Source organism: Catellatospora sp. NPDC049609 (genome assembly GCF_040675365.1).
Taxonomy (GTDB): domain Bacteria; phylum Actinomycetota; class Actinomycetes; order Mycobacteriales; family Micromonosporaceae; genus Catellatospora.
This window is the reverse complement of record NZ_JBFAOU010000233.1, coordinates 1-10537: the sequence shown is the minus strand read 5'-3', so window position 1 is coordinate 10537 and position 10537 is coordinate 1. Positions and strand designations below refer to the sequence as shown.

The following is a 10537-nucleotide window of genomic DNA, read 5'->3' as shown; positions in this document are numbered from 1 at the left end:
CGCCCGGGCCCGCCGGATCGTGAACCCCGGTCCGGCGGGCCCTCGATCGAGGAATCCCCCCGCCAGAAGAGGAGCAACCTACGTGCTCATGACACGCAAGGGCCGGGTGTCGCTCGGATGAGCCCGACAGCGGTCACGCCGGACAGCCGCGCCACCCCGTTCGCCGGGGCGGTGCCCGAGGAGCAGTCGTACGTATGGGAACTGGTCGAGCGAGCGCAGCAGGGCGACACCGAGGCGTTCGGGAAGATCTACACGCAGTACGCCCCCGCGGTCTTCCGCTTCATCTACTTCCGGGTCCGGCACAGCCCCACCGCCGAGGACCTGACGTCCGACACCTTCCTGCGCGCACTCAAACGCATCGGCAGCGTCCGCTGGCAGGGACGAGACTTCGCCGCCTGGTTGATCACCATCGCGCGGCACATCGTGGCCGACTACTACAAGTCCGGCCGGTACCGCTTCGAGGTCAGCGGCGAGGTGCTGGACTTCGACCAGGAGGAGTTCAGCCTCGACGGCGCTCCGGACCGGGTCGCCATGGACCACGTCAACAACCTCGCCCTGCTCGAGGCGGTCAAGAAGCTCAACCCCTCGCAGCAGCGCTGCATCGCACTGCGCTTCCTGGTCGGGCTCTCCACCGCGGAGACCGCCCGCTCGATGGGCAAGAGCGAGGGCGCCGTCAAGGCGCTGCAGTGCCGCGCGGTGCGGATGCTGGGCCGGCTGCTCCCCGACGGCTTCGAGGAGAGCAGGTCATGACGCTGTCCACCGGGTTGCTCACCCTCTACACCGGCGCGGTGGTCGCGGTCAGCTTCTCCACCACGCTGTTCCTGTTCCGCCGGCGGCTGACCATGGTCGAGGAGGCGAAGCTGATCCTCGACCGGGTCGACGGGAGCGAGGGCAGGTGGTGGCAGGCCGACGACCCGACCGACGCGCAGGCCGCGCGGCGGCGTGCGGCCGTCACGTTCTGGCGCCGCGCCCTGCACCGGCGCCGGCCGGGCGGATCCCGGTGGCGCTCCACCGGCCCGGCCGGCGATCCGGTCCCGAGCACCAGGCACGCCACGGCGCACGGATCGGCCGCCGTGCCGGCCGTGCACCGCCCGGAGGCCGACCCGGAGGTCACCGCGTACATCGACGCGGTGCCGCCGTACCCGGCGGTCGACTACCACGGGCGGCACACCGCCACCGGGGCGTACCCGCAGGTCCCCTCCTCACGTCAGGCGTGGCTCTGATGGACGGGTCGCGGTGGACCCGCTGGCTGGCCCGGCTGTGCGACCGGGAGGCGATGCGGGCGGGGGTCGAGGTGGACGCGCTGCGCTCGGCGCTGGTCGCGCAGACCCTGCTCGCCCGGCAGGCGGAGGAGGTGGCCCGGCGCGCGTGCCGCGAGCGGGACCGCTACCGCGGCGAGGCGGTGGCGCTGCACGCCGAGCTCGCCGCGGCCCGCCGGCCGGTCCGCCCACCGAACAGGGAGCACGCCCGTGTCTGAACAGGCCACGCCGGTCCCCCGCCTGCCCGCGCACGTGCGGGAGCTGGCGTTACGGGCGTACGACGGTGGCGAGCTGTCCCCGCGGCTGCAGGCGGTCCTGGCCGCCACGTACGCCGCGGGGCTGCGCGACGGGGCGGGGGTGCGGGTCGGCCGCCGCGACATGATGACGCCGGCCGAGGTGCTCGCACTCCTGCCGGTGGACCGCAAGACGGTCAAGCGCTGGGCCGACCGCGGCCTGCTCCGGGTCACCCGCACCGCCGGCGGCCACCGCCGGTACCTGCGCGAGGACGTCGCGGCGCTGCTGGTCAAGCACGGCTGGGTGCCACGCTGAGAGGGTGGGCCATGGCAACGGAGCTCTACCGCCGCCGGCACGGCGGCACCACGCTGGTCGCGTTGCTGCTGCTGTTCACGGAGGGCGTGGTGTTCGGCCTGGGCGTGTTCGTCTCCTTCGGAGTGTTCACGACCATGCTGGCGTACGTCCACTGATCAGCTCAGAGTGATCGACTGCTACGCAGTGTGACGAAGCTCGGCGGCGAGCTGTCCGATTAGATGTAACACCTCTTTAATGTACGTCGATGTCCATTCAAGCCAACACGTTAGGTGACGGTCGATTCATAACCACTTATGCATTGTTCTGGGGATATTTCGACGTAGCGTGCACGTGCGAATTGCAACATGCGTCTTCTTTGAATCGGTGATGTCCCCAGCGCCCAGAGTCGATACGACCGGACGATGGCACGCTGTCCTGCGGTCCAGAATTCGGCGCCGTAAATGAATTCGCTCTGTGTTACTAGCGCACACGGCACCTCTGAGCGCACGCTGAGTGCTCGTTCTCATTCGGCGCGTACGCCCGACGCCCGGCTGTCCCGGAAGGGAAGACAGGTGATTGTCAAAGTCAAAAGTGGGGCGTTCTGGCTGTGCATGGGCGGCCTCACCCTCGTGCTGGTGCTGGTCGCCTACCTGATGGTCTGGCCGACCACGCCGAACGTCAGCAAGGACCTCGGCATGCTCGCGAGGGTCATCGCCGCCACCGCGCTGGGCGTGGTGCTGATGCTGGCCGGCGCCGTGGCGCTGTCCAACGGCCACATCATCGACCGGCTGCGCGAGCACGAGATCGCGCAGCTGGCCCGCGACCACCAGCGCGGCGAGCACATGCGCATCGTGATCACCGCGTTGAGCGACATCGTCCAGCAGCTGGCGCAGTACAGCAAGACGCTCGAGGAGGCGGCCGGTCGTGGGGCCGTCGGAGCCGAGACGCCGCAACTGCACGTACGCGAGGACCTGGGCAAGCTCAGCGCGATGGTGGAACTGCTGCGCGAGGATCAGGAGGAGCTGTTCGAGGTGGTGACCCGGCTGCAGGCCGACAACGTGACCGTGCTGCCGGTGCGCCGCAACAGCGGCCGCGACCCCGCCGGCCGCTGACCCGAGCGTCAGGAAGGGCACCTTCTACAACGGAATCCGTGGAGAAGGTGCCCTTCCTTTCGTCGGTCAGGCGGGGATGAGGGGGCGAGAGGAAGGCGCCACCGGGGCCGGGAGGCTGCCCTCGCCGCCGAGGTAGCGGTGGATCGCCGCGGCGGCGCTGCGGCCCTCGGCGATCGCCCACACGATCAGCGAGGCCCCCTTGTGCGCGTCGCCGGCGACGAAGACGCCCTCGGCCGGGGTCTGCCAGTCCGGACCGCACTCCACCGTGCCGCGGGCGCTACGGGCCAGGCCCAGCTGCTCCAGCGCCGGCAGCGCGTCGGTGCCCTCGAAGCCGATGGCCAGCAGCACCAGGTCCGCCGGGACCTCGCGCTCGGTGCCGGCGACCTCGGTCACCACACCGCGCCCGTTCACCCGCTCGACGATGACGTCGACCAGCACGATGGCCCGGACGCGGCCCGCCTCGTCGCCGACGAAGCGCTGCACCGCGACGGAGAACGCCCGGTCGCCGCCCTCCTCGTGCGCGGCGTAGTTGCGCAGGATCCACGGCCAGGTCGGCCACGGGTCGCGCGTCTCGTCGCGGGCCTCGGGGGGCTGCGGGTACCGGTCGAGCTGCAGCACCGAGGCCGCGCCCTGCCGGTGGGCCACGCCCAGGCAGTCCGCGCCGGTGTCGCCGCCGCCGATGATCACCACGTGCTTGCCGGCGGCGGTGATCTCGGGCTGCGGTCCCCCGGCGACGGCCACGTTGGCCTGCGCCAGGTGGGTCATGGCCATGTGGATGCCGGACAGCTCGCGGCCCGGGGTCTCGGTGTCGCGCCCGGCCAGCGCGCCGGTGGCCAGCAGCACCGCGTCGTGCTCGGCGCGCAGCTGCGCGGCCGACACGTCCACGCCGACGTTCACGCCGGTGCGGAACTGCACGCCCTCGGCCAGCAGCTGCTCGACCCGGGCGTCGATGTGGTGCTTCTCCAGCTTGAAGTCCGGGATGCCGTAGCGCAGCAGGCCGCCGATCGCGTCGTCGCGCTCGTACACGGTGACGGTGTGCCCGGCCCGCGCGAGCTGCTGCGCCGCCGCCAGACCCGCCGGGCCGGAGCCGACCACGGCCACCGACCGGCCCGACGGCGTGGTCGCGGGCTGCGGGCGGACCCGGCCGTTGACGTACGCCCGGTTGATGATCTCGACCTCGACCTGCTTGATGGTCACCGCGCCGCCGGAGGCCCCCGCCGCCGCGGTGTCCCCGATCGCCAGCACGCACGACGCCTCGCAGGGCGCCGGGCACAGCCGCCCGGTGAACTCCGGGAAGTTGTTGGTGCTGTGCAGCGACTGGATCGCGGCGTTCCAGTTGCCGGTGCGGACCAGGTCGTTCCAGTCCGGGATGCGGTTGCCCAGCGGGCAGCCCTCGTGGCAGAACGGGATGCCGCAGTCCATGCAGCGGCCCGCCTGCTCGCGGATCAGCTCGTCGTCGGCGGAGGGGTACACCTCGCGCCAGTCCATGATGCGCACCGGCACCGGCCGGCGGGCCGGCATGCGCCGGCCGTAGCGCAGGAAACCGTTCGGGTCAGGCACGTGCCACCTCCATGACCGCGGCGTCGATGTCGCGGCCGGCAGCCTCGGCGGCCCGCATTGCTTCGATCACGCGCTTGTAGTCGCGCGGGACCACGGCGGTGAAGCGCTCCACGCTGCCCGCCCAGTCGGCGAGCAGCTTCTCCGCCACCACCGAACCCGTCTCCTGGAAGTGCCGCTCGACGATCTCGAACAGGCCCTCCGCCTCGACCCCGCCCACCGGGCCGAGGTCCACCAGCTCCCGGTTGACCAGCAGCGGGTCCAGGTCGAGCACGAACGCCGCGCCGCCGGACATGCCCGCGGCGAAGTTGCGCCCGGTCGGGCCGAGCACCACCACGGTGCCGCCGGTCATGTACTCGCAGCCGTGGTCGCCCACGCCCTCGACCACCGCGGTCGCGCCGGAGTTGCGCACCGCGAACCGCTGGCCGACCCGGCCCCGCAGGTACGCCTCACCCGAGGTCGCGCCGTAGAGCAGGGTGTTGCCCGCGATGATCTGGTCCTCCGCGGCGAACGGGCTGCGCGCGTCCGGGCGCACGATCAGCCGCCCGCCGGACAGGCCCTTGCCCGCGTAGTCGTTGGCGTCGCCGATCAGGCGCAGCGTGACACCGCGCGGCACGAACGCGCCGAACGACTGCCCAGCCGTGCCGTGCAGGGTCACGTCGATGGTGCCGTCGGGCAGGCCCGCCCCTCCCGCGCGCCGCACGACCTCACCGCCCAGCATCGCCCCGACGCTGCGGTGCTCGTTGCGCACGCTCACGTCGAAGCGCACCGGCGTGCCCGCCAGCAGCGCCGGCTCGGCGTGGCGCAGCAGCACGTTGTCCAGCGAGGCGTCCAGGCCGTGGTCCTGCCCGCGCACCCGGCGGGGCGCGTCGCCGTACGGCGAGCCCGGCTGGGCCAGCACCGGCGACAGGTCCAGCCCGTGCGCCTTCCAGTGCTCGGTCGCGGGCGCGAGGTCGAGCAGGTCGACCCGGCCCACGGCCTCGTCGATGCTGCGCAGGCCCAGCGCCGCCAGCTGCTCGCGCACCTGCTCGGCCAGGAACCAGAAGAAGTTCTCCACGAACTCCGGCTTGCCGGTGAACCGCTCGCGCAGCACCGGGTTCTGGGTGGCGATGCCGACCGGGCAGGTGTCCAGGTGGCACACCCGCATCATGACGCAGCCCTCGACGATCAGCGGGGCGGTGGCGAAGCCGAACTCCTCCGCGCCCAGCAGCGCCGCCACGATCACGTCGCGGCCCGTCTTGAGCTGGCCGTCCACCTGCACGGTGACCCGGTCGCGCAGGCCGTTGAGCAGCAGCGTCTGCTGCGTCTCGGCCAGGCCCAGCTCCCACGGGGTGCCCGCGTGCTTGAGCGAGTTCAGCGGGGACGCGCCGGTGCCGCCGTCGTGGCCCGAGATCAGGATGACGTCGGCCTTCAGCTTGGCCACGCCCGCCGCGACCGTGCCGACGCCGACCTCGCTGACCAGCTTCACGTGCACCCGCGCGCCGGGGTTGACGCACTTGACGTCGTACACCAGCTGCGCCAGGTCCTCGATGGAGTAGATGTCGTGGTGCGGCGGCGGCGAGATCAGGCCGACACCCGGCGTGGCGTGCCGGGTCTTGGCGATCCACGGCCACACCTTGTTGCCGGGCAGCTGGCCGCCCTCGCCGGGCTTGGCGCCCTGCGCCATCTTGATCTGGATGTCGTCGGCGTGCACCAGGTACTCGGTGGTCACGCCGAAGCGGCCGGAGGCGACCTGCTTGACCGCGGAGCGGCGGCGCGGGTCGTACAGGCGGTCGACGTCCTCGCCGCCCTCGCCGGTGTTGGACTTGCCGCCGATGCGGTTCATCGCGATGGCGAGGGTCTCGTGCGCCTCGGCCGAGATGGAGCCGTACGACATCGCGCCGGTGGCGAACCGCTTCACGATCTCGGTGACCGGCTCGACCTCCTCGATCGGGATCGGCGTGGCCTCGGCGAACCGGAACAGCCCGCGCAGCGAACCGGCCTGCGCGGCCAGCCCGTCCACCTTCTCGGTGTAGCGCTGGAACACGTCGTACTGGCCCGAGCGGGTGGCGTGCTGGAGCAGGAACACCGTCTCCGGGTTGAACAGGTGGATCTCGCCCTCGCGGCGCCACTGGTACTCGCCGCCGACCTCCAGCCGCCGGTGCGTCTGCTCCGCCGGGTTGGTCGGGTACGCCACCGCGTGCCGCGCGGCGACCTCGGCGTGGATCTCGTTCAGCCCGATGCCCTGGATGCGGCTGGGCGTGCCGGTGAAGTACCGCTCGACCAGGTCCGCGGACAGGCCCACCGCCTCGAACACCTGCGCGCCGCAGTACGACGACACGGTCGAGATGCCCATCTTCGACATGATCTTCTGGATGCCCTTGCCCAGCGCCTTGACGACGTTGCGCACGGCCTTCTCCGGGGCGATGTTCGGCAGGATCCCGGTGGTGATCAGGTCCTCGACGCTCTCGAACGCCAGGTACGGGTTGACCGCGGCGGCGCCGTAGCCGACCAGCACCGCGGCGTGGTGCACCTCGCGGCAGTCGCCGGACTCGACGATCAGCGCGACCTGCGTACGCGTCTGCTCCCGCACCAGGTGCTGGTGCACCGCCGCGGTGAGCAGCAGCGACGGGATCGGCGCCAGGTCGGCCGTGGAGTCGCGGTCCGACAGCACCAGGATGCGCACGCCGTCCTCGATCGCCTCGGACACGTGCCGGCAGATCTCGGTCAGCCGGGCCCGCAGGCCGGCCGCGCCGTCGCGCAGCGGGTACAGCCCCGACACGCGCACCGCCTGGAAGCCGGGCAGGTTGCCGTCGTCGTCGATCGAGATGATCTTCGCCAGCTCGTCGTTGTCGATGATCGGGTACGGCAGCACGATCTGGCGGCAGCTCGACGCGTTCGGGTCCAGCAGGTTGCCCTCGGGGCCGATGGTCAGCGAGAGGCTGGTGACCATCTCCTCCCGGATCGCGTCCAGCGGCGGGTTGGTGACCTGCGCGAAGATCTGGTGGAAGTAGTCGTAGAGCAGCCGCGGCCGGGTCGACAGCGGCGAGATCGGGGTGTCGGTGCCCATCGAGCCCAGCGGCTCGGCCCCGGCCCGCGCCATCGGCGCCAGCAGGATCTTCAGCTCCTCCTCGGAGTAGCCGAAGGTCTGCTGGCGGCGCTGCACCGAGTCGTGGGTGTAGACGATGTGCTCGCGCTCGGGCAGGCCCTCCAGGTGCATCAGCCCGCCGTGCAGCCACTCGGCGTACGGCTGCGCCGACGCCAGCTCGCTCTTGATCTCCTCGTCGGAGATGACGCGGCCCGCCTCGGTGTCGACGAGGAACATCTTCCCGGGCTCCAGGCGGCCCTTCGCGACGACCGTGGCCGGGTCGAGGTCGAGCATGCCCGCCTCGCTGCCCAGCACGACCAGGCCGTCCTCGGTGCGCCACCAGCGCCCCGGGCGCAGGCCGTTGCGGTCCAGCACCGCGCCGACGACCGTGCCGTCGGTGAACGCCACGCTGGCCGGGCCGTCCCACGGCTCCATCAGGCTCGCGTGGAACTGGTAGAACGCCCGCTTCGCGGGGTCCATCACCGGGTCGTTCTCGAACGCCTCCGGAATCATCATCAGCACCGCGTGCGGCAGGCTGCGCCCGGCCAGGTGCAGCAGCTCCAGCACCTCGTCGAAGTTCGCCGAGTCGGACGCCTCCGGCGTGCAGATCGGGAACAGCCGGCGCAGGTTGCCCGGCAGCAGCGGGCTGGCCAGCAGCGCCTCGCGGGCCTGCATCCAGTTCTTGTTGCCCCGGATGGTGTTGATCTCGCCGTTGTGCGCGATGAAGCGGTACGGGTGGGCCAGCGGCCAGCTCGGGAAGGTGTTGGTGGAGAACCGCGAGTGCACCAGCGCGATCGCGCTGACCACGCGCGGGTCGGCCAGGTCCGGGAAGAACGTGCCCAGCTGGTCGGGCGTCAGCATGCCCTTGTAGGTCATGGTGCGGCCGGACAGCGACGGGAAGTACATCGGGACGCCGCGCTCGCGGGTCTCCCGCTCGGTCTGCTTGCGCACGCAGTACGCCACGCGCTCCAGCTCCAGGCCGCTGAGCTGCTCGCCGTAGCGGTGGGCCGCGATGCTGTGCGCGCTGAGGAAGACCTGGCGGATGCGCGGGCGCGCGTTCTCTGCCGTCGCGCCCAGGCCGTCGGCGTCCACCGGCACGTCGCGCCAGCCGAGGATCTGCGCGCCCTCGACGAGGGCGTACTTCTCCAGCACGGTCATCGCGCGGGCCTCGTCGGCGCCGTTGGTCGGCAGGAAGACCAGGCCGGTCGCGTACTGCCCGGCGGGCGGCAGCGGGAAGTCCACCACCTCGCGCAGGAACGCGTCGGGCACCTGCAGCAGGATGCCGGCGCCGTCACCGGTGGTGGTCTCGGCGCCGCGGGCGCCGCGATGGTCCAGCCGGCACAGCGCGGAAAGGCCCCGGGCCACCACGTCGTGACTGCGGCGGCCGTGCACGTCGGCGACGAACGCGACGCCGCAGGAGTCGTGCTCGAAGGCGGGGTCGTAGAGGCCGACAGCGGCTGGCGCCGCCGTCGAGGGCTGCAGGGGGTGCGGGTACGGCGATGCCACCGGGCCTCCTGTCGTCACGGGGAATGATCATTCGGTATCGGCCACGAACGGGGTGGAGGCTCACGCCGCGACAGCGATGGCGCGGGGGCTGGCCGGGTTCGTATGCGGTCCTATCCGAGCGGGACGACGTCGGCCCTGAGTGAACCCGCAGGTTCAGCGGTACACGGACTCTCTCGCGCGGGTCGCACGAGCATGGGGACGAGTCTGTGAGTGTTGAGTCTACGTTAAACGTCCTGGGTGTCCACCAGACACAGATTGATCACACGTCCACATTCTGAGAAGCTACTTCCCAGTTAGTAAGTGCGCCGGAGCCCCTCCGCAGGCAGGCCGCCCCGCCCTCGACCGCGTGGCGGAGGTGTTTCCCGCGCGTGTCGGGCGCGTCGCTGATGTTAACGGCGCGACGCCGCGACGAGGCACGTCGATGCTCGCTGCTCGCCGGCCCGATCAGCCGTCCGTGGGGTTTCGCCCCCAAACGGCGATCACCGGCCCCCGCGCCGCCGTAGTCTGCGGCTGACAACATCCGCTGGAAGCGGAGGGGGAACCACCGTGAACCCGACTCTGCAGGTCACGCTCGGCGCACTGGCGTACATCGGCCTCAAGATCCTCGCCTGCGCCGCCATCCTGGTCATCGGCTGGATCATCGCCAAGGTGATCGGCTCGCTCGTCGACAAGGGCCTGGCCAAGGCCAGGTTCAACCACCTCGCTCAGCGCACGGGGATGGACCGCTGGACCGGCCGGTACACCCCCAGCGGGCTGGTGGGGATGGTCGTCTACTACGCCCTGCTGCTGTTCACGTTCCAGCTCGCGTTCAGCGTGTTCGGGCCCAACCCGATCAGCAACCTGATCGACGACGTGATCGCCTGGCTGCCGCGCCTCATCGTGGCCTGCGTGATCATCGTGGTGGCCGTGGCCATCGCGAACGCCGTCTTCAACGTCATCAGCAACGCGCTCGCGCACTTCTCGTACGGGCGCACCGTCGGGCGCGTCGCCCAGATCGCGATCATCGCGCTCGGCGCCATCGCCGCGCTCAACCAGGCCGGCATCGCCACCACCATCACCATGCCGGTGCTCGTCGCCATCCTCGCCACCATCGCGGGCATCCTGATCGTGGGCGTCGGCGGCGGCCTCATCGCCCCGATGCGCGCCCGCTGGGAACGGGCCCTCGACAAGATCGAGGAGGAGAGCGGCCGGGTGTCGGCGCACCTCAAGGCCCGCGCGGCCGAGCAGGAGGCGGCGAGCGCGCTCACCAAGGACCGCGGCGACACCATGGTCCAGCCGAAGTACCCCGGCGAGACCCCGTCGGACGTCAAGCCGCCCACCGGCGCCAAGCCCACCGCCGAGGAGGCCGCCGACCGCCTCTCCCAGAAGGCCAGCGCCCTGCGCAACGACATGAAACCCGGCCCGGAACTCTGACCGGCACGCCCCGCGCGGCCCGCGCGGCCCGCGGGGCCCGCGGGGCTTGATCGCGAGTTCTGGTCAGGATGTGCAGTCTCACTGCACATCCTGAC

The 10537-nt window shown here is 71.5% G+C and carries 8 protein-coding genes and 1 pseudogene; 7 read left to right on the top strand and 2 right to left on the bottom strand.

What is annotated here, in order from left to right:
- Positions 1-186 precede the first annotated feature (186 nt).
- From AB0J67_RS36185 to AB0J67_RS36160, 6 genes and pseudogenes are all read left to right on the top strand, one after another.
- Positions 187-750: pseudogene (locus AB0J67_RS36185) on the top strand (sigma-70 family RNA polymerase sigma factor); the annotation flags it as partial.
- Positions 747-1223, top strand: a complete 477-nt coding sequence (locus AB0J67_RS36180) for a hypothetical protein (RefSeq protein WP_363489463.1) — start codon at positions 747-749, stop codon at positions 1221-1223. The pseudogene AB0J67_RS36185 and the gene AB0J67_RS36180, both read left to right, overlap by 4 nt.
- A complete protein-coding gene (locus AB0J67_RS36175; RefSeq protein ID WP_363489461.1) occupies positions 1223-1477 on the top strand; it encodes a hypothetical protein in 255 nt (84 codons plus the stop codon). The genes AB0J67_RS36180 and AB0J67_RS36175 overlap by 1 nt, the downstream gene beginning before the upstream one ends.
- Entirely contained in the window at positions 1470-1808 is a 339-nt protein-coding gene (locus AB0J67_RS36170) for a helix-turn-helix domain-containing protein (protein WP_363489459.1), read from the top strand. The genes AB0J67_RS36175 and AB0J67_RS36170 overlap by 8 nt, the downstream gene beginning before the upstream one ends.
- Positions 1809-1819: 11 nt before the next feature.
- Entirely contained in the window at positions 1820-1963 is a 144-nt protein-coding gene (locus AB0J67_RS36165; RefSeq protein WP_363489457.1) for a hypothetical protein, read from the top strand.
- A gap of 396 nt (positions 1964-2359) precedes the next feature.
- The gene (locus AB0J67_RS36160; RefSeq protein ID WP_363489455.1) at positions 2360-2899 is read left to right on the top strand and encodes a hypothetical protein; all 540 of its coding nucleotides are present in this window, start codon (positions 2360-2362) and stop codon (positions 2897-2899) included.
- Positions 2900-2965: 66 nt separating this feature from the next.
- On the opposite strand, the gene AB0J67_RS36155 is transcribed toward AB0J67_RS36160, so the two are convergent.
- Positions 2966-4459, bottom strand: a complete 1494-nt coding sequence (locus tag AB0J67_RS36155; protein WP_363489453.1) for a glutamate synthase subunit beta — start codon at positions 4457-4459, stop codon at positions 2966-2968.
- Positions 4452-9029 (bottom strand): glutamate synthase large subunit, encoded by a 4578-nt coding sequence (gene gltB / locus AB0J67_RS36150; protein ID WP_363489451.1) that lies wholly within the window; start codon positions 9027-9029, stop codon positions 4452-4454. Before gltB ends, AB0J67_RS36155 begins: the two co-directional genes overlap by 8 nt.
- Before the next feature lie 546 nt (positions 9030-9575).
- On the opposite strand from gltB, the gene AB0J67_RS36145 reads away from it, so the two are divergent.
- Positions 9576-10442, top strand: coding sequence for a hypothetical protein (locus AB0J67_RS36145; RefSeq protein ID WP_363489449.1), 867 nt, complete (start codon positions 9576-9578; stop codon positions 10440-10442).
- Positions 10443-10537 lie beyond the last annotated feature (95 nt).

What these genes read in the sequence shown, in the direction of transcription:
- AB0J67_RS36180 (WP_363489463.1), top strand. Translation starts at nt 747, where the DNA reads ATGACGCTGTCCACCGGGTTGCTCACCCTCTACACCGGCGCGGTGGTC.
- AB0J67_RS36175 (WP_363489461.1), top strand. Translation starts at nt 1,223, where the DNA reads ATGGACGGGTCGCGGTGGACCCGCTGGCTGGCCCGGCTGTGCGACCGG.
- AB0J67_RS36165 (WP_363489457.1), top strand. Translation starts at nt 1,820, where the DNA reads ATGGCAACGGAGCTCTACCGCCGCCGGCACGGCGGCACCACGCTGGTC.